We start from the raw sequence: 17771 nt of genomic DNA on the forward strand, positions 1-17771 counted from the left end.
ACATGAAAATGGTTTTCTTGACAGACCTTAGAAAACATGATAGGATAGTCAAGTCTATCAATCAAAAGAAACGCTCATTTTGAGTACTTATGAGGCTATTTGCCAAGGGCAGTAGCTTTTTCTTTTGTAATACTAATTTTAGGAGTTTAACTATGTCTGAAAAATCTCAATGGGGTTCTAAACTGGGCTTTATCCTAGCATCTGCTGGTTCAGCCATCGGACTTGGTGCCGTTTGGAAATTCCCCTACATGACTGCTGCTAACGGTGGAGGAGGCTTTTTACTGGTCTTTCTCGTTTCCACTATTTTAATCGGTTTCCCTCTCTTGCTTGCTGAATTCGCCCTCGGCCGAAGTGCTGGTGTCTCAGCAATCAAAACCTTTGGAAAACTAGGCAAGAATAGTAAGTACAACTTTATCGGTTGGATTGGTGCCTTTGCCCTTTTTATCCTTTTATCGTTTTACAGTGTTATTGGCGGCTGGATTTTAGTCTATCTAGGCATTGAGTTTGGAAAATTGTTCCAAATTGGTGGAACGGGGGATTATGCTCAGTTATTTACTTCAATCATTTCAAATCCAGCCATTGCCCTAGGAGCTCAAGCAGCCTTTATCCTATTGAATATCTTCATTGTATCACGTGGGGTTCAAAAAGGGATTGAAAGAGCTTCGAAAGTCATGATGCCCCTGCTCTTTATCATCTTTGTCGTCATCATCGGTCGTTCTCTCAGTTTGCCAAATGCCATGGAAGGGGTTCTTTACTTCCTAAAACCAGACTTCTCTAAGCTGACAAGTGCTGGTCTCCTCTATGCTCTGGGACAATCTTTCTTTGCCCTCTCACTAGGGGTTACAGCCATGCTGACCTATGCTTCTTACTTGGATAAGAAAACCAATCTGGTCCAGTCAGGAATTTCTATTGTAGCCATGAACATCTCGGTATCCATCATGGCGGGTCTAGCCATTTTCCCAGCCATGTCAGCCTTCAATATCCAATCTGAAGGAGGACCGAGCCTGCTCTTTATCGTCTTGCCTCAACTCTTTGACAAGATGCCTTTTGGAACCATTTTCTACATCCTCTTCCTCTTGCTCTTCCTCTTTGCGACAGTCACTTCTTCCGTCGTTATGCTGGAAATCAATGTAGGCAATATCACCAATCAGGACAACAGCAAGCGTGCCATGTGGAGTGCCATTTTAGGAATTTTGACCTTTGTCTTTGGAATTCCTTCAGCCCTATCTTACGGTGTCATGGCGGATGTTCACATCTTTGGGAAGACCTTCTTTGACGCTATGGACTTCTTGGTTTCCAATCTCCTCATGCCATTTGGAGCTCTCTGCCTTTCACTTTTTACAGGCTATATCTTTAAAAAAGCTCTTGCCATGGAGGAACTCCATCTCGATGAAAGAGCATGGAAACAGGGACTGTTCCAAGTCTGGCTCTTCCTTCTTCGTTTCATCATTCCAATCATCATCATCGTGGTCTTCATCGCCCAATTTATGTAATCAAAAAGGACTTGAGTAGTAAACTCAGGCCCTTTCTTTTTTATGGATGGCTAACAATCAATTCCAGACCTTGCCCTTCCAATGTCCAAGCTTCAACATCACTTGGTAGGATAAAGTGGCTACCTTTTTGGATTGGATAATTTTTCCCGTCAACAGTTAGTTGACCTTGACCAGCCAAGACACTGAATAAGCTGTAGTCAGCTGTCTTTTCGAAGTCAACTTTTCCAGTAATTTCCCACTTGTAAACTGCAAAGAAATCATTGGATACAAGGAGAGTGGAACGTAAATCATCTGCTTTGATAGTTACAGGACGGCTATTGGCAGGCTCGCCAATATTCAAGACATCGATAGATTTTTCAAGGTGAAGTTCACGCAAGTTGCCATTATCATCCTTACGGTCAAAGTCATAGACACGGTAAGTGGTATCGCTAGATTGCTGAGTTTCAAGAATCAAAATTCCTGCTCCGATAGCGTGCATGGTGCCACTTGGTACATAGAAGAAATCTCCAGCCTTTACAGGAACTTTTGTCAACAAGGCATCCCAGTTCTTGTCCTCGATTTGCTGGCGGAGTTCTTCTTTTGACTTGGCATTGTGACCATAGATAATTTCTGAACCTTCATCCGCTGCGATAATGTACCAGCATTCTGTTTTTCCAAGTTCACCTTCATGCTCTAGTCCATAGGCATCGTCTGGGTGAACTTGGACACTGAGCCAGTCGTTGGCATCCAGAATCTTAGTCAAAAGTGGAAATACAGGCTCAGGACGATTGCCAAACAATTCACGATGTTCCGCATACAAAGTAGCGAGGTCTGTTCCCTGGTAGCGTCCATTGGCAACTTTAGAGACTCCATTTGGATGGGCTGAGATGGCCCAATATTCTCCGATTTTTTCACTTGGGATGTCGTAACCAAACTCATCACGTAGCTTGGTTCCACCCCAGATTTTTTCTTGCATAACTGATTGTAAAAATAATGGTTCTGACATGTCGATCTCCTGTCTGATTTTTCTCCCCTCATTATAGCAAAAAGCTCCATCTAATTGAACTCTTTTTCACATATTATAAAGTAGGGAGAAGATTTTATAAAAATAGTGAACAAATGTGCTCTACTCAATGCTTGCACCATTGCTGGCAATGACATCCTTGTACCAGTAGAAGGATTTCTTCTTGCTACGTTTGAGGCTTCCATGACCAGCATTATCTCGATCTACATAGATAAAGCCATAGCGCTTGTTCATTTCGCCTGTTCCAGCTGAAACCAGATCGATACAGCCCCAAGTCGTATAACCAAGCAAGTCAACGCCATCTTGGTAAATGGCATCTCGCATGGCCTTGATATGAGCCTCTAAGTAAGCAATCCGATAGTCATCTGCTACATGACCATTCTCATCCGGTGTATCCATAGCACCTAGACCGTTTTCCACGATGAACATTGGCTTTTGGTAACGATCCCAGATAGCATTGAGGGTGATACGAAGACCAAGTGGGTCAATCTGCCATCCCCATTCTGAGGATTCAAGATAAGGATTTTTGAGAGAGGCAAAGATATTTCCAGCAGTTAATTCTTTAACTTCTGGATCACCTGAGGCTACTAGACTTGCATAGTAAGAGAAGGAAACAAAGTCAACAGTATTGTCCTTCAACAACTCTAAATCTTCTGCAGTCATTTGAATCTCGATTCGCTCACGCTCCCACTGCTTCTTGGCGTAGTTTGGGTATTCCCCACGCGCTTGAACATCAATGAAGAAGTAACTCTTGCGGTCTTCCTCCATGGCTGCCCAGTAGTCTCTTGGATGGGCTGTGTTAGGATAGTATTGCCCTGCAGCCAACATACATCCCACCTTATTTTCTGGGTCAATTTCGTGGGCAATCTTTGTCGCAAGAGCTGAAGCTACCAACTCATAGTGTGCAGCCTGATATTTAACCTGTTCTTGATTTTCACCTTCTTCAAAACAGAGCCCAGCTCCCATAAAAGGGGCATGGAGAATCATGTTGATTTCGTTAAAGGTAAGCCAATATTTGACCAAACCCTTATAGCGGGTAAAGAGTGTGCGACAAAGTTTTTCATAGAAGTCTAACATCCGACGATTACGCCATCCACCGTACTCTGTAATCAAGTGCATAGGACAGTCGAAATGAGTGATAGTCACCAGAGGTTGGATACCATACTTGTGGCACTCCTTAAATAAATCCTCATAAAAGGCTAGACCAGCTTCATTTGGCACTGTTTCGTCGCCCTTAGGAAAAATCCGAGTCCAAGCAATGGATAGACGATAAGTCTTAAAGCCCATTTCCGCAAAAAGGGCAATATCTTCCTTGTAATGATGGTACATATCAATAGCTTGCTTGGCTGGGTAAAAATAGCCCTCCTCAAACGAAAACATCTTTTTCTGACCTGTGATAATGGCTTCACGATCTGGACCGATGGGGACGACATCCACATTCGCCAATCCACGACCTTCTAAATTATAAGCACCCTCACACTGGTTGGCAGCTGTCGCTCCGCCCCACAAGAAACCATCCGGAAAAGTCAGTTTTTCGGTCATAACTCTACTCACTTTCTTATTTGCTTGTTCATTTACTTATATTATAACTTATTCTGTAAACCTTTTCTTATAAAATACTGTGACATACTGATACTATTCTACTATTTAAGTTTATCAGATTGTTTTTTAAAAAATTATCCTCTAGAAAAAGTAAATAGCCTCCCCTGAAACAAAAAAGAAGACTGAAAACTAGTCTCCTCTGTTCCTTTTAAATCAAAGCTGTAATAACCGTCACTAGGCCAAAAATAATACCTGGTGCATTAGCTGCTGCAAGGGGGATATCTCTTTCTTTTTTGAAAAGACCGTAGTAAACCCAGAGACTACAGTTGATGGCAGCAACCAAGGGCTGGATGAAATTTCCTTTTTGACCAGCCAGATTGTTCATGATTTGTGGGAAGTAAGACACATACATCATAACAGACATAAAGGTCGCTACCCAACCTAAAATTTTCATTTGTTTTTCAGACATTTTCAAAACCTCTTTCATTTTTACTGAATCTTATTTTAAAATATTCTTTCAAAACAATCAAGTCTTTAAAACTTTTGTTATAAAGATATAAACTATCACAATCTTGTTATAAGAAAGAGGGAACAGAAAAAAGACCGAATTGCTCCGTTCTGTTTACTCAATCAAATATTAGAAAATGAATACTCCTTTTCAATGAATCGATTGATTGATGGTAAATAAGCCGTTAGAAATTATTGACAGTATCGAAATTTTCTAGTAAAATGAATTTTGTTAATACCTAAATGGTGTGTAGTTTTCTATCAACATAGTCAGGAGAAAAGGAACTTATGCTAAAAAAATTTAATGAATTGTCACTGAAAGATAAGGCTTATCTAATTGGCGGTTTGAGCTTATTAGTCATTGTGATCTCATTTGGTCTACTCAATCGTCAAACAGTAACTGTCAGTCTTGTCTTTACACAACTATCTGCTCCCTTGATTTTGGTGATTTTTACTTGTCTAGTAATCGGGATCATTGCTGGTAGTGCTATTGGTATTAGCTATCACCATAACAAGACTCAAGATCTGAGAAGCCGCATTGCTGAAGCAGAAGCGACTATCAATATAAAAGACAGGGAGCTTGTCCAGTACGAGGAACAGGTGCAACAATTAAAACAGGAAGCCAAACAATAAGTGTAGAAATCATAACCACCCGTGAAAACGGGTGGTTTTTTGTCTCGCACCTAACGGAGCGAGACGGACTGAAAGTCGCATAAATACAAAAAAGATCGAATTGCTCCGATCTTTTTAAGTTTCACTCCAAGAATGTTTAGATAAAAAATTTGATAATAGAATTACCTACTTCATACGATAAAAATCAATCACTAGACCAGCAGGCCCTTTAACTAATAAGGACTCTGTTCCCCAATCGGTTACAGTTGGTCCGTTTAAAACCTGGATACCAAGTTCTTTCAACCGTTGGTAATTCTGGTCTACATCCTCAACCTCGATATGAAGAATGATTCCTGACTGAAAATCTTCCAAAGGAATCAAATGATTTTGGGACAACATCAGACAGTGACTGCCAATCGTAAACTGAGCAAAACTGTCATCAACATAATCGGGCTTTTTATCCAAAATACGCTCCAAGTCAGCACAGACTTGGGGAACATCTGAAACGATAATATCTAATTGATTTAAATTCATTTACTATCCTCCATAAAAAGACCGGATTGCTCCGATCTTTTTAAGTTCCACGAAGGAATTATTTAATTGCGCGTGATTGCAATCCTTCTTCTTCCAAGAAGAGGCGGAATGGTACGAGTTCTTCTGCTTCGTATTTTTCCTTGAAGTCTTTGATTGCTTCTTCTGAGTGAAGTTTTGGATCCAATTCAAGTACTTCTACTGGAAGTGGACGGTGTGGAGTGATGCGAGCATCGATCACAACAGTTTTACCTTCTTTGTTGAGTTTAACAGCTTCTGCAACAACTGCATCGATGTCTTCGATACGGTCAACTGTAAATCCTACAGCACCTTGAGCTTCAGCGATTTTCGCATAGTCAGCATTAGGGAAGTCACAACCAAACAAGTGTTTGTTTGTGTCTTCGTATTTGTCCTTGATGAAGGCATATTTACCATTTGAGAAGACAACGTTGATAACTGGAAGGTCGTATTGAACGTTTGTGATAACGTCTGGGTAGCACATGTTGAATGCACCGTCACCCATGATGTTCCATACTTGGCGATCTGGATTGTCTTTCTTAGCAGCGATACCACCAGGAAGGGCAATACCCATTGTCGCAAAGAGTGGAGATGTACGCCACATGTTCTTAGGTGTCATGTGAAGGTGACGAGTAGATGTTTGAGTAGTGTCACCTACGTCGATTGAGTAGATAGCGTCTTGATCAGCATGTTTGTTGATTGCATTGTAAACTTGATACAATTGCAATTCACCCTCAGTTTTACCTTCGATTTTGTTCATGTAATCACGCCAGTTTTGGTTGTTCTTAACGTTTGCACGCCACCATGGAGTAGATTCAACTGGGTTCACTTTGTCAAGGATAGCTTTAGCTGCTTGACCTGCATCACCAAGGATTGAAGCGTCTAGGGCATGACGTTTACCAAGTTTGTAAGGGTCGATATCCACTTGGATGAATTTTTCAGTATTCTTGAATGCTTGGTAAACTTCAGCAAATGGGAAGTTTGAACCAAGGAAAAGAACTGTGTCTGCTTCAAAGACCACTTCGTTGGCTGGCTTCCAACCAACACGGTAAGCAGAACCTGTCAAACCTTCATAGTTCCATTCAAAGGCTTCAAAGTTTTTACCAGTTGTGATGATTGGTGCTTTGATTTTACGTGACAATTCAGTAATCACTTCACCAGCTTTAACACCACCGTAACCAGCATAGATAACTGGACGTTCAGCATTGTTCAAGATTTCAACAGCTTTGTCGATTTCAACTTCGTTCAAAGCAGGAGCGATGAATGAACGTTCGTATGAACCTGAACCGTAGTATGAATTTTCGTCGATTTCTTGGAAACCGAAGTTTACTGGGATTTCAACAACAGCTGGACCTTTTTTAGAAACTGCAGCACGGCAAGCTTCGTCGATTACTTTTGGCAATTGCTCAGCGTAAGCTACACGTTTGTTGTATACAGCGATACCGTTGTACATTGGGTTTTGGTTCAATTCTTGGAAAGCATCCATGTTGAGTTCGTTAACTGGACGTGATCCAAGGATTGCTAGGAATGGAGTGTTATCCATAGCTGCATCGTAAACACCGTTAATCAAGTGAGTCGCACCTGGACCACCTGAACCAACTGCAACCCCGATTGAGCCGCCGAATTTAGCTTGCATAACCGCTGCAAGAGCACCTGTTTCTTCGTGACGAACTTGCAAGAAGCGGATATCTTTGTCTTCAGCCAAAGCATCCATCAATGAGCTGAGTGTTCCTGATGGGATACCATAGATTGTGTCTACGCCCCATGTTTTCAATACATTAAGCATTGCTGCAGATGCAGTAATTTTCCCTTGAGTCATAATGATAACTCTCCTTCAAATATTTTTAAATCTACTAAAAAAGGTTTCATATAGTTTTTGAAAACGTTTCAGTAAATTTTTACAATACTAATTTATCACATTTATTTTGACTTTACTAAGAATCTGCTCAGAAGTTTTTATTCTCTATTACAGTACAGTTTGAAAACGTTTTTAGCTTCTGTTTTATAATACTCAATGAAAATCACAGAGCAAACTAGGAAGCTCGCCACAGGTTGCTCAAAGCACAGCTTTGAGGTTGCAGACAAAGCTGACGTGGTTGGAAGAGATTTTTGAAGAGTATAAAAAGCGAGCAAGCCCGCTTTTAGTCTATTTTACTAAAGTTTAGTAAGAGTGAACTGGTCAGAACGGATACAGAACTAAAGGCCATGGCTAGACCTGCAAGTTCTGGGTTGAGAGCCAGTCCAACACCTGAAAAGACTCCTGCTGCAATCGGAATTCCGGCGACATTGTAGATAAAGGCCCAGAAAAGATTGAGCAGAATACGATTAAAGGTTTTCTTACTCATGTCAAAGGCACGCACCACGCCTAAGAGATTATTGGTTGTCAACACCAAATCTGCTGATTCGATGGCAATATCTGTTCCAGCTCCCATAGCAATTCCCACATCCGCTACACTGAGGGCAGGAGCATCATTGATACCATCACCAACAAAGGCTACTTTGCCAGCCACTTGTAGTTTATGGATTTCATGGGCTTTTTCTTCTGGCAAGACACCTGCAATGACCTCTTCGATTCCGATTTGATCTGCAATAGCACGCGCCACACCTGCATTGTCTCCTGTCAGCATGACTGTTTTAAGACCTCGTTTTTTCAACTGACTGATGGCAAGCTTAGCATTTTCCTTAGGAATATCTTGCAGAGCAAGCAAGCCTTTGATTTCATTGTCCACAGCTAAGAAAACAACTGTCTTAGCTTCTTTTTCCAGTTCTTCTAGTTTTTCTTGATAAGTGCTAGAAATGTTCATGCCATCCAGCATTTTAGCATTTCCAAGCAGAACTTGTTTTCCATTGATTTGCCCTGAAACACCTTTTCCGTGCAAGGCTTGGAAATTTTCAACAGTTTGAAGCTCAAGTCCAGCTTCACTCGCTCGTTTCACAACGGCTTCAGCCAGTGGGTGTTGAGAAGCTTCTTCCAAGGAAGCTGCCAATCCAAGCACTTCTACTTCGTCTCCGATGATATCTGTGACCACAGGTTTCCCTTCAGTCAAAGTCCCTGTTTTATCAAAGACAATGGTTTGGACTTTCTGGATTTCCTGTAGAACCGTTCCATTTTTGAGGAGAACTCCCATCTTGGCACTGCGACCTGTCCCCACCATAAGGGCTGTCGGTGTTGCAAGTCCCAATGCACAAGGGCAGGCAATAATCAGAACTGCTACTCCATAGAGAAGCGAAGACACAAAGCTCGCTCCAAGCACAACTACACTATCCCTGAGCAAGACGAACCAAACCCAAAAGGTCACAATCCCTAAAATGACAACTGCTGGGACAAAAATCCCTGAAATTTTATCCGTCAAGTCCTGAATCGGTGCACGACTGGTTTGAGCTTTCTTCACAAAATCCACAATCTGAGCCAAAACAGTCTCTGAACCAACTTTTTCTGCTCTAAAAACAAGTGTTCCACTATTATTGATGGTTGAACCAATGACGGTATCTCCAACTGTCTTGTCCACAGGCAGACTCTCACCAGTCACCATAGACTCATCAATACTAGAGATACCTTCTACTACGACACCATCAACCGCAATCTTTTCACCGGGACGCACTCGAATCAGGTCACCTACCTTGACTTGCTCCAAAGGGACTTGAACATAGTTATCCTCACGCAAGACTTCTGCAGTTTTAGCCTGCAAGTCAAGTAATTTCTCCACAGCTTGGGAAGTATTTTTCCGCATTTTCTCCTCAAAAACGGCTCCCATAAGAACGAAGAAGAAGATAAAGGCAGCACTTTCAAAGTAAACGGGGAGGCCAGCGAAGAGGGCAACTAAGCTATAGAAATAGGCCACTAGGGTTCCCAGAGCAACCAAGGTATCCATGTTGGCATTGTGCTTTTTAAAACTAGCCCAAGCACTTTGGATATAAGGACCACCTGCTACTAGCATAATCGGTGTTGTGGCTAAAAAGGTGCCCCAACGCATGACTTGGTGACTAATTCCTCCTGTCGACATCCCAATCATGAGGATCACAAGAGGCACAGTAAAGATACTAGTAATCCAAAAACGCTGTAAAAGTGATAGAGATTTTCGAGTCTTCTCAACGACTGTATAACTTCCCTTTTGCATCTTCATGCCACAAGAAAATTCATGTTGACCTAATTCTTGAGGTGTAAAACGAATGACTTTCTCCTCATCTACGCCGATTGGTTCCAAGATGCCTTCTTCTTCAAACAGAATTTCCTTGTAACAGTTTGAAGGAGTTACTCGATGAAAGGTAATCTCAGCTGGAATCCCTTTTTGAAGCTGTATATGAGCTGGATGGTAGCCTTTGTCTGCCGTGATACTAATTTTTTGAACACCATTTTCAAGACTTGCTTTTACAATTTCAGTCATATCATTCTCCTATTCTACAATCATCTTACCGTGCATCATATTCATGCCACAAGAGAAACCATACTCTCCAGCCTGCTCAGGCGTGATTTCCACTACATACTCTTCACCCATTGGCAGGTCCGCATGTACACCAAAGTCTGGAAAAACAATTTGGTCCAGACAGGGTGAAGGGTCCTTACGGTCAAAGACAATGCGGGCTGGCACTGATTTCTTGAGGATAATCAACTCAGGCGTATAGCCACCCATGACATCCACTCGAATCTCTTGGTAGCCGTTTTTTTGCTGGGCCTTTTGTCCAGATTTTTCAGGCTTTTTGAAAAACCAAAACAAGATAAACGCGATAAGGGCAATACAAATAATAGTTACAATGCTATTTAACATGACGTCTCCTTTACATACAATTACATTTTACTTCTGTTACAGCGCTTGATTTCTTCTCAGAAATCACAGCTTCCAAGTCTTCTAAGTCAGCCTGAGTAAAATCACATTCAGCAATCAAATCAGCCAACAAGTTCTTAATCCTACGAGAACAAACCTTGTCCTTGATATCTTTAACAAGCAAGTCTCGACTTTGATCCAAAGTTAAAAGGGCTGAATAGACAAAGGACTTGCCTTCTTTTTTCCGAGTCAAACACTCTTTCTCAACCAAACGAGCCAAAAGAGTTTGAATGGTCGACTTGGACCAGTCGAACCGCTCCGCCAGAACCCTGATCAAATCCATACTGGTCTGCTCCCCTTGCATCCAAATAATCTTCATGACCTGCCATTCTGCATCTGAAATCTGCATAATCACACCTCCAAAATCTACATTTGTCAATTACAATTATCAGTATACCCTTAAAATCTACATTTGTCAACTATGAAATTAATCTTTTCTGCGAAAAATAGAATCTTAACAATATGATAAAGGATTTGCAGTCAAATTTTACTATATAAACTATAAAAATATGCTATACTAAAGAAAAAAGAAAACAACCACTAGGGGTGCGTAAAGCTGAGATTAACGACTGTTAGACCCTTTGACTCAATCTAGGTAATGCTAGCTGATGGAAGTGGAATTGATAATGGGGACTAGCAGTCTTCTATTACTTTTCTAAAACTGACCAGCTTGTTCTTAAGAATACAAACTTCAGTTGGTTGGGAGGTTTTAGATGACTTATTTACCCGTTGCTTTGACCATTGCAGGGACTGACCCTAGTGGTGGTGCTGGCATTATGGCTGATTTAAAGTCATTCCAAGCTAGAGATGTCTATGGAATGGCCGTTGTAACCAGTCTTGTCGCTCAAAATACCAGAGGCGTTCAATTAATCGAGCACGTTTCTCCTCAAATGTTGAAAGCCCAATTGGAGAGTGTCTTTTCGGATATCAAGCCTCAGGCTGTAAAAACTGGGATGTTGGCAACTACCGAAATCATGGAAATCATCCAGCCCTATCTTAAAAAGCTGGACTGTCCCTACGTCCTTGACCCTGTTATGGTCGCTACGAGCGGAGACACCCTGATTGATACCAGTGCCAGAAGCTACCTAAAAACAAACCTGCTTCCACTTGCTACCATCATCACACCCAATCTTCCTGAGGCAGAAGAGATTGTTGGTTTTTCAATCCATGATCCCGAAGACATGGAGCGTGCTGGTCGCCTGATTTTAAAAGAATTTGGTCCTCAGTCTGTGGTCATCAAAGGTGGCCATCTCGAAGGCGGTGCCAAAGACTTCCTCTTTACCAAGGATGACCAATTTGTCTGGGAAAGCCCAAGAATTCAAACCTGTCACACCCATGGTACTGGATGTACCTTTGCTGCAGTGATTACTGCTGAACTAGCCAAGGGGAAAACCCTCTATCAAGCAGTCGATAAAGCCAAGGCCTTTATCACGAAAGCTATCCAAGACGCCCCTCAACTCGGTCATGGTTCTGGCCCAGTCAACCATACAAGCTTTAAAGATTAAAAAAACTCTCTAGTTCCCACTTTAAGGGAATTAGAGAGTTTTTATAGTCCTCGAAAATCTCTTCAAACTACGTCAGCTTTATCTACAACCTCAAAGCTGTGCTTTGAGCAACCTGTGACTAGCTTCCTAGTTTGCTCTGTGATTTTCATTTAGTATTAATTAGAAAATAATATCATCCAACTTTGTCAAAAAAGCTTGTGTTTTTGCCTCTATATCTTCTGCCTGCATCAAATCACGCACGACAGCTACACCAGCTATACCCGTGCCGATAAGTTGGTCAATATTCTCTGATGTCAAGCCGCCAATAGCAACTACTGGAATGGCAACCCTTTGGCAAATTGTCTTCAAGGTTGAAATCAGGGTGATAGGCGCATTTTCCTTGGTGGTTGTTGGGAAAATGGCTCCTGTCCCCAAGTAATTCGCCCCTCCTTCTTCTGCCTCGAGGGCTCTTTTTACTGTTTTAGCTGTGACCCCAAGGATTTTTTCAGGGCCCAAGACTTGTCTGGCAACCGAAACTGGTAGCTCATCGTCTCCGATATGCAGACCTGCAGCATCGACTGCAAGACAAACATCCAAACGATCATCGATTATCAAGGGTACCTGATAGGCTTCTGTTATTTCCTTGACTTGTTTTGCCAGTTGATAATATTGATTGGTAGTGAGATTTTTTTCTCGTAGTTGGATGATGGTAACCCCTGAACGGCAAGCCGTCTCAATCTTTTCAAGAAAACTTTCCAAGGAATCTTGGTAGCGATTGGTTACCAGATACAGTCTAAGTGCTTCTCTATTCATAAATATCTCCTTTGATGCCATCTAGCCAATTTTCATCTCTTTTTAGAAGAGAGAGCTGATTGAGAACTTGATAACGAAATTCTTCCAATCCCATTCCTTGTACAAATATTCTCTCGGCAGAGATATTGAGGTAAGAAACTGCTAGGCAAGAAGCTTCAAAGGCCGTTTTTCCTTGGCTGAGAAAAACGGCTGTCAAGGCTCCAACCAAATCTCCCGTCCCTGTTATCCAGTCTAATTCTGCACAGCCATTTCCCAATACAGCAACTTGATTTTCTGAAACGATGAGGTCCTTGAGGCCAGTGACTAAGAATGACATGCCAGGATAAAGCTGACACCAGTCTTTCAAGACTTGAAGTAAATCCTCAGTTTCTTGATCTTTAGCACTCGCATCGACCCCAACGCCGTGGTGTTTTAAGCCAACAAGACTTCGAATTTCCGACATGTTTCCTTTAAGGACCGTAGGTATATAGTCTAAAAGGTCTTTAACTAATCTCTTACGAATGGATGAAGCTGTTACGCCAACCGCATCTACTACCATTGGGAGACCAGCTTGAGCTGCATAAGAAGCTGCCATACGGATTGCTTTTTCCTTCTCAGCTGACAAATGCCCCAAATTGATGAAGAGTGCCTGGCTTTGCTTAGTAAAATCAAGAACCTCACGAGGGTCATCTGCCATGACAGGTTTGCATCCCAGAGCCAAAATCCCATTTGCTAGCATCTCACAAGAAATCTCATTGGTAATACAGTGAATGAGGGAACTAGAGCCTATAGGAAAAGGATTTGATAATTCCAGCATCAGTCTATCCTTTCAGCAAAGAAATATCCCTGCACTTTTTTAAAGAATTCCTGCTTGATTAAAAATCGAAAGGCAATAAAGGAAATCGCTGTACCAATCAAGGTTGCTCCGAAAAATCGAGGAGTGTAGATAAACCAGCTAAGCTTAGCGGCTGATCCTGTAAAGAGTACCATAACAGGATAGGAAACAATTGAACCAATAATACCTGTTCCCAAAATTTCTCCCAAGGCAGAAAAGTAAAATTTTCGACCATACTTATAAAAGAGACCTGCTAGAAGGGCTCCAAAAGTCGCTCCTGTGAGAGCTAAAGGCGGAATCCCTTGTGTCGTCATACGGATAAAGGCTGTGACTGTAGCCATAGCCAAAGCATAAACAGGTCCCATCATGATTCCTGCTAGAATATTGACTACACTGGACATCGGTGCCATTCCCTCAATCCGAAAGATAGGTGTAAGGACTACATCAAGGGCAATCATCATGGATAAAATAGTTAATTTGTGAACTTGTAATTGGTGCTTTCTCATGTTTCTATTCTTCTCCTGTTTCTAAAGACTGTAAATCACTCTTCCATGTCTGGTGTTGGTAGGCCATTTCCCAAAACTTAGCTTCCATATGAACACTGATGTGGAAGGCTTCTAGCATTTTTTTCTTGTCTGTCTCGTCACTTTCTCGATAGAGTTGATTGGCCAGAGCCTCTTCCTCTCTGATCTGCTGCTCCAACTCATCCGTAATATAAGTTTCAATCCATTGTTGGTAGAGAGGATTTGGTGATGGTTTAAGATTAAGGGATTTGCCTATATCATGGTATAACCAAGGACAAGGCAGCAAACTTGCAAAAGCGATGGCTTGATTTGCTTCTTCAAATTGCCGATAAATATGAGAGATATAATGATAGCAGGTTGGAGCGATTGGATGTTGCTCCATTTCCTGATCGCTGATTTCCAATTCCTTGAAAAATTGTTGGCGGATAAATAACTCACCCTCCACTAGACTCTGAGCATTTTGTTTCAAGAGTCTCTTCATCTCTTGGTTTGAAGTCTTTTCAGCCAAGAGATGATAGGCTTCTGAGAAGGCCTTAAGATAGTAAGCATCCTGAATCAAGTAGTAGCGGAAAATTGCAGGTTCTAAATTTCCCTCTTGCAACTGTAAAACAAAGGGGTGATGAAAGGACGCCTGCCAAGCTTCCTTGGATAATTCCATCGCAATATCTGTAAATTCCATAATAACTCCTTTATAAAAATAGACTGGTTTGAAGCAATAAAAAGAAAAGTAGGTAGATTAATTTTGTTTTTTTAGGAATATAAAAAGTCCGATAGCTATTCTCCACCTGTGCATGTTCGTCATATCCATGCGCCGACAGGGCTCTCAGGTAAAGATGGCGCCACCTAAAGACTGTCATCAGAACCTTGCTGTAAATCAAGGGAGACCAAAAATGCAGTTCTTGACCGCGTAATAAGCAAGCTTCCTTGAGGGACTTGATTTCTTGCTGAATAAGGGGGAAGGAATTGAATACCACAATCAAGGCATAGGCCCAAGAGCGTGATAACCCCTTTTGAGCCAAGTACAAGAGAAGCTCTTTTAGGGAAATAGAGGAAACAAAGACAAGGCCAATACAAACGGTCACAAAGGCCCTCGTTCCAAGCATGACTGCCTGCGAAGCATCTCCGTGTAACTGAACTGCCCAGTAGTTGGCCAAAGATGGCAAAATGGCAAGTAGAATCATCCAAGCCAACATCTTAAATCGACGGTAATAGAGCATAAAGAGAATACAAAATGCAACTACTGAGAGATTAAGAGCAATCGAAGGAATAAAAGATGTTTCCAAGGATAAAATCAGCAAGAAGAGACTGATAATCGGTGTCTGGGTTGCTACTTTGACCATACTATCTCACCTCCCTTTGAGCATTGCTACTCTGAGATGTGAGTGGTTTGGTAATTGTCACTTCTTTCACATGACTGAGTCCCTGACTAGTCATCTCAATCCAATAATCAACCACAGAGATCAAGGGATCTAAACGATGGCTAATGACCAGAAAACTTCTTCCTTGATTTCTCTCCTCCACAATCCACTGACAAAAATAATGGCAAGCTCTATCATCCAAACCTGCAAAAGGTTCATCTAGCAAGATCACAGAAGCCTTGCTAGTCAAGATGGTCAAGAGCTGAAGAATCTTTTGCTGGCCACCACTTAATTGATAGGGGCTCTTATCGAGTGCCTGCTCCAAATCAAAATATCGTAAAGCTTGGAAAATTCGCTGATTTCTTTCAGAATCAGGTCCATCTAATTGAAGTTCCTCTCGCAGACTGACTCGGATAAACTGCTTCTCAGCCTCCTGAACAACACCCGTCAAGTCACGATACAGGCTCTTTTTCTTTTTGAGAACCGAACCCTTCCAAGTAATGCACCCCTTATACTTTTGAAATTGAAGAATAGACCGAAAGAGGGTTGATTTCCCGACACCATTGTCACCCAGGATACAGGAAATCCCTTGGTAAAATGTAAAATCAGCAATCGAAAAGAGGGAGCGCTTATCCAGCTCACAAGTCGTTCGGTCCATATGGAATAGTTCTGGGCTAGAAGCAACTTCCTTTGAAACAGCCTGTGTCATCTCAGAGGTAGGGATTTGAAACACTTCCCTTAGTTGTCCATCTCTTAGCTCCACCATATAGTCGATATAGGCTTCATAATCAGATAAATCATGGTCGCACAGGATGACTGCCTTCCCATTAGAGGCTAACTCTTTTAGAATCTCCAATATCTCTATCCTACTCTTGCGGTCAATGGAAGCAAAAGGCTCATCCAAGAGATAGACCCTAGGATTCATAGCAAAGAGAACAGCCAAAGCAGCCTTTTGCTTTTCCCCACCTGATAAGTGATGAATTGGACGGTGCAAGATTTTCTCACAGCGACATTGTCGAACCACCTCTGCTATTTTAGAATCAATTTCCTGAACGGGATGCCCAATATTCTCCAAGGTAAAAATCAGCTCCTCAAACAAGTTCTCCATGGTAAATTGATGATTGGGATTTTGAAAGAGAATCCCAACTGTCTGGACACGTTCGACGATAGAAAGCTGACTGACCTCACTCCCATCTATCAAAACTTGACCGCTATAGGGAAGAGAACTGACTTGGGCGATCATTTGAAAGAGGCTAGATTTTCCTGAACCACTGCTTCCAACTAACAAGGTAAAGGCTTGCGCATGAAAAGTAAAATCAATCGGCTCAGAGAAGATTGGGGACTGAATCACTCGTAGTTCCAGCCCCATCTATGCCTTGCCCCCAGTTGCAAACTGATGATAAAGTTTGACAATGGCACGAACCAAGATAGTACAGAAGAAAAAGACAGAAATAAAGCGCACCACAAACAAGGAAAGCACAAAAGGAAGGGAGAAGGCGTAGTAACCTAACTTAATGTATTCATAGACAAAGCTAACAAGCGTAATCCCAATACTATTAGCAGTTAGAGAGAGCCAACTTTCATAGCGATTCTTGGTTACGATAAAACCAAGTTCACTTCCCAAACCTTGAACCAAGCCAGACAAAAGGGCACCTAGACCGAATTGGCTACCATAAAGAACTTCAGCAAGCGCAGCTAGCACTTCTCCAATCGTTGCACTTCCCACTCTTGGAACAAAGATTGCAGCAATGGGCGCAGCCATACACCAGAGACCAAAGAGGATTTCATTGGCAAAGGCCTGTAAACCAAGAGGTGCTAAAATCAGGGTGAGGATATCAAACAGATAGCCTGAACCCACAAAAACGCCACCAAAAAAGATAGACAAGAAAGCAAGTAAGATAACATCTTTTAATTGCCATTTTTTCAACATAAAAAACTCCTTTTTTTAAAGAAAAGTGGGGCATTCAAGGTGAGCTACCGAAAGGCTTAACGTCCAGCCTATCCTCTTTTGATAAACAAAAAAACTCCAATTACAATCAAGAATTAGAGTTTAGCTTACAAGATTAGACAGTTCTTTTCGACATACGAAAAAAACCTTTTCACATTTCCCTTCGCCAGTATTAACTGTATCAGGTTCAATGGGTATCATCTCAGCCTAAAGCACCCCAAATGTCTTTATTATTTAATTATATAAATATTATAACAAACGATTTTTTCTAGTTCAAGAAATTGAACTGGAAATACAGACT

At 41.7% G+C, this 17771-nt stretch carries 18 protein-coding genes and 2 riboswitches; of the genes, 3 read left to right on the forward strand and 15 right to left on the reverse strand.

Annotation, left to right across the window (positions count from 1 at the left end; all coding sequences use genetic code 11):
* Positions 1-152: 152 nt before the first annotated feature.
* Positions 153-1493: a sodium-dependent transporter gene (locus M594_RS07205; RefSeq protein ID WP_045611951.1), complete on the forward strand. Its 1341-nt coding sequence runs from the start codon at positions 153-155 to the stop codon at positions 1491-1493.
* 40 nt (positions 1494-1533) lie between these two features.
* Here the strand turns inward: M594_RS07205 and manA are convergent, their stop codons facing one another.
* The 3 genes from manA to M594_RS07220 all read right to left on the reverse strand — a co-directional run bounded on the left by manA (position 1534) and on the right by M594_RS07220 (position 4507).
* Entirely contained in the window at positions 1534-2478 is a 945-nt protein-coding gene (gene manA, locus M594_RS07210) for a mannose-6-phosphate isomerase, class I (protein ID WP_049516551.1), read from the reverse strand.
* Between the two features lie 120 nt (positions 2479-2598).
* Entirely contained in the window at positions 2599-4038 is a 1440-nt protein-coding gene (locus M594_RS07215; RefSeq protein ID WP_173876370.1) for a 6-phospho-beta-glucosidase, read from the reverse strand.
* 208 nt (positions 4039-4246) lie between these two features.
* Complete coding sequence (locus tag M594_RS07220) at positions 4247-4507, reverse strand: SemiSWEET family transporter (RefSeq protein WP_001291472.1); 261 nt, start codon at positions 4505-4507, stop codon at positions 4247-4249.
* Between the two features lie 326 nt (positions 4508-4833).
* Between M594_RS07220 and M594_RS07225 the strand changes: the two genes are divergently transcribed.
* Positions 4834-5178: a lipopolysaccharide assembly protein LapA domain-containing protein gene (locus M594_RS07225; protein ID WP_000913393.1), complete on the forward strand. Its 345-nt coding sequence runs from the start codon at positions 4834-4836 to the stop codon at positions 5176-5178.
* Between the two features lie 165 nt (positions 5179-5343).
* On the opposite strand, the gene M594_RS07230 is transcribed toward M594_RS07225, so the two are convergent.
* From M594_RS07230 to M594_RS07250, 5 genes are all read right to left on the reverse strand, one after another.
* Complete coding sequence (locus M594_RS07230; RefSeq protein WP_001052638.1) at positions 5344-5691, reverse strand: VOC family protein; 348 nt, start codon at positions 5689-5691, stop codon at positions 5344-5346.
* Positions 5692-5749: 58 nt separating this feature from the next.
* Positions 5750-7525: a pyruvate oxidase gene (gene spxB / locus M594_RS07235; RefSeq protein ID WP_000191819.1), complete on the reverse strand. Its 1776-nt coding sequence runs from the start codon at positions 7523-7525 to the stop codon at positions 5750-5752.
* Between the two features lie 322 nt (positions 7526-7847).
* Positions 7848-10091, reverse strand: coding sequence for a heavy metal translocating P-type ATPase (locus M594_RS07240; protein ID WP_173876371.1), 2244 nt, complete (start codon positions 10089-10091; stop codon positions 7848-7850).
* Between the two features lie 9 nt (positions 10092-10100).
* Positions 10101-10472 carry a cupredoxin domain-containing protein gene (locus M594_RS07245; protein WP_049516547.1) on the reverse strand — a complete coding sequence of 124 codons (372 nt, stop codon included), beginning with the start codon at positions 10470-10472 and terminating at the stop codon, positions 10101-10103.
* A gap of 10 nt (positions 10473-10482) precedes the next feature.
* The gene (locus M594_RS07250) at positions 10483-10878 is read right to left on the reverse strand and encodes a CopY/TcrY family copper transport repressor (RefSeq protein ID WP_173876372.1); all 396 of its coding nucleotides are present in this window, start codon (positions 10876-10878) and stop codon (positions 10483-10485) included.
* A 183-nt stretch (positions 10879-11061) separates the two neighbouring features.
* A riboswitch (TPP riboswitch) is annotated at positions 11062-11159 on the forward strand.
* Between the two features lie 83 nt (positions 11160-11242).
* On the opposite strand from M594_RS07250, the gene thiD reads away from it, so the two are divergent.
* Positions 11243-12034 carry a bifunctional hydroxymethylpyrimidine kinase/phosphomethylpyrimidine kinase gene (gene thiD / locus M594_RS07255; protein ID WP_173876373.1) on the forward strand — a complete coding sequence of 264 codons (792 nt, stop codon included), beginning with the start codon at positions 11243-11245 and terminating at the stop codon, positions 12032-12034.
* A gap of 159 nt (positions 12035-12193) precedes the next feature.
* Here the strand turns inward: thiD and thiE are convergent, their stop codons facing one another.
* The 7 genes from thiE to M594_RS07290 are packed head-to-tail and all read right to left on the reverse strand — an operon-like array spanning position 12194 to position 17452.
* Complete coding sequence (gene thiE, locus M594_RS07260) at positions 12194-12826, reverse strand: thiamine phosphate synthase (RefSeq protein ID WP_173876374.1); 633 nt, start codon at positions 12824-12826, stop codon at positions 12194-12196.
* Positions 12819-13622: a hydroxyethylthiazole kinase gene (locus tag M594_RS07265; protein WP_173876375.1), complete on the reverse strand. Its 804-nt coding sequence runs from the start codon at positions 13620-13622 to the stop codon at positions 12819-12821. The genes thiE and M594_RS07265 overlap by 8 nt, the downstream gene beginning before the upstream one ends.
* A complete protein-coding gene (gene thiW / locus M594_RS07270; RefSeq protein ID WP_050236841.1) occupies positions 13622-14146 on the reverse strand; it encodes an energy coupling factor transporter S component ThiW in 525 nt (174 codons plus the stop codon). The genes M594_RS07265 and thiW overlap by 1 nt, the downstream gene beginning before the upstream one ends.
* Positions 14147-14150: 4 nt before the next feature.
* Complete coding sequence (gene tenA, locus M594_RS07275) at positions 14151-14843, reverse strand: thiaminase II (protein WP_173876376.1); 693 nt, start codon at positions 14841-14843, stop codon at positions 14151-14153.
* 10 nt (positions 14844-14853) lie between these two features.
* Positions 14854-15504, reverse strand: coding sequence for an energy-coupling factor transporter transmembrane component T (locus M594_RS07280; RefSeq protein ID WP_173876377.1), 651 nt, complete (start codon positions 15502-15504; stop codon positions 14854-14856).
* Position 15505: 1 nt separating this feature from the next.
* Positions 15506-16891, reverse strand: coding sequence for an ATP-binding cassette domain-containing protein (locus tag M594_RS07285; RefSeq protein WP_150922300.1), 1386 nt, complete (start codon positions 16889-16891; stop codon positions 15506-15508).
* A complete protein-coding gene (locus M594_RS07290; protein ID WP_150922299.1) occupies positions 16892-17452 on the reverse strand; it encodes an ECF transporter S component in 561 nt (186 codons plus the stop codon).
* A 159-nt stretch (positions 17453-17611) separates the two neighbouring features.
* A riboswitch (TPP riboswitch) is annotated at positions 17612-17700 on the reverse strand.
* Positions 17701-17771: the final 71 nt, after the last annotated feature.

Origin of the sequence: Streptococcus mitis (assembly GCF_013305725.1) — a bacterium.
In the GTDB taxonomy this organism is placed as follows: Bacteria; Bacillota; Bacilli; order Lactobacillales; family Streptococcaceae; genus Streptococcus; species Streptococcus mitis_BO.

What these genes read in the sequence shown, in the direction of transcription:
- M594_RS07250 (WP_173876372.1), bottom strand. Translation starts at nt 10,878, where the DNA reads ATGCAGATTTCAGATGCAGAATGGCAGGTCATGAAGATTATTTGGATG.
- M594_RS07265 (WP_173876375.1), bottom strand. Translation starts at nt 13,622, where the DNA reads ATGCTGGAATTATCAAATCCTTTTCCTATAGGCTCTAGTTCCCTCATT.
- M594_RS07290 (WP_150922299.1), bottom strand. Translation starts at nt 17,452, where the DNA reads ATGTTGAAAAAATGGCAATTAAAAGATGTTATCTTACTTGCTTTCTTG.
- M594_RS07215 (WP_173876370.1), bottom strand. Translation starts at nt 4,038, where the DNA reads ATGACCGAAAAACTGACTTTTCCGGATGGTTTCTTGTGGGGCGGAGCG.
- thiE (WP_173876374.1), bottom strand. Translation starts at nt 12,826, where the DNA reads ATGAATAGAGAAGCACTTAGACTGTATCTGGTAACCAATCGCTACCAA.
- M594_RS07280 (WP_173876377.1), bottom strand. Translation starts at nt 15,504, where the DNA reads ATGGTCAAAGTAGCAACCCAGACACCGATTATCAGTCTCTTCTTGCTG.
- M594_RS07245 (WP_049516547.1), bottom strand. Translation starts at nt 10,472, where the DNA reads ATGTTAAATAGCATTGTAACTATTATTTGTATTGCCCTTATCGCGTTT.
- thiW (WP_050236841.1), bottom strand. Translation starts at nt 14,146, where the DNA reads ATGAGAAAGCACCAATTACAAGTTCACAAATTAACTATTTTATCCATG.
- tenA (WP_173876376.1), bottom strand. Translation starts at nt 14,843, where the DNA reads ATGGAATTTACAGATATTGCGATGGAATTATCCAAGGAAGCTTGGCAG.
- spxB (WP_000191819.1), bottom strand. Translation starts at nt 7,525, where the DNA reads ATGACTCAAGGGAAAATTACTGCATCTGCAGCAATGCTTAATGTATTG.
- M594_RS07205 (WP_045611951.1), top strand. Translation starts at nt 153, where the DNA reads ATGTCTGAAAAATCTCAATGGGGTTCTAAACTGGGCTTTATCCTAGCA.
- M594_RS07240 (WP_173876371.1), bottom strand. Translation starts at nt 10,091, where the DNA reads ATGACTGAAATTGTAAAAGCAAGTCTTGAAAATGGTGTTCAAAAAATT.
- M594_RS07230 (WP_001052638.1), bottom strand. Translation starts at nt 5,691, where the DNA reads ATGAATTTAAATCAATTAGATATTATCGTTTCAGATGTTCCCCAAGTC.
- M594_RS07225 (WP_000913393.1), top strand. Translation starts at nt 4,834, where the DNA reads ATGCTAAAAAAATTTAATGAATTGTCACTGAAAGATAAGGCTTATCTA.
- M594_RS07285 (WP_150922300.1), bottom strand. Translation starts at nt 16,891, where the DNA reads ATGGGGCTGGAACTACGAGTGATTCAGTCCCCAATCTTCTCTGAGCCG.
- manA (WP_049516551.1), bottom strand. Translation starts at nt 2,478, where the DNA reads ATGTCAGAACCATTATTTTTACAATCAGTTATGCAAGAAAAAATCTGG.
- M594_RS07220 (WP_001291472.1), bottom strand. Translation starts at nt 4,507, where the DNA reads ATGTCTGAAAAACAAATGAAAATTTTAGGTTGGGTAGCGACCTTTATG.
- thiD (WP_173876373.1), top strand. Translation starts at nt 11,243, where the DNA reads ATGACTTATTTACCCGTTGCTTTGACCATTGCAGGGACTGACCCTAGT.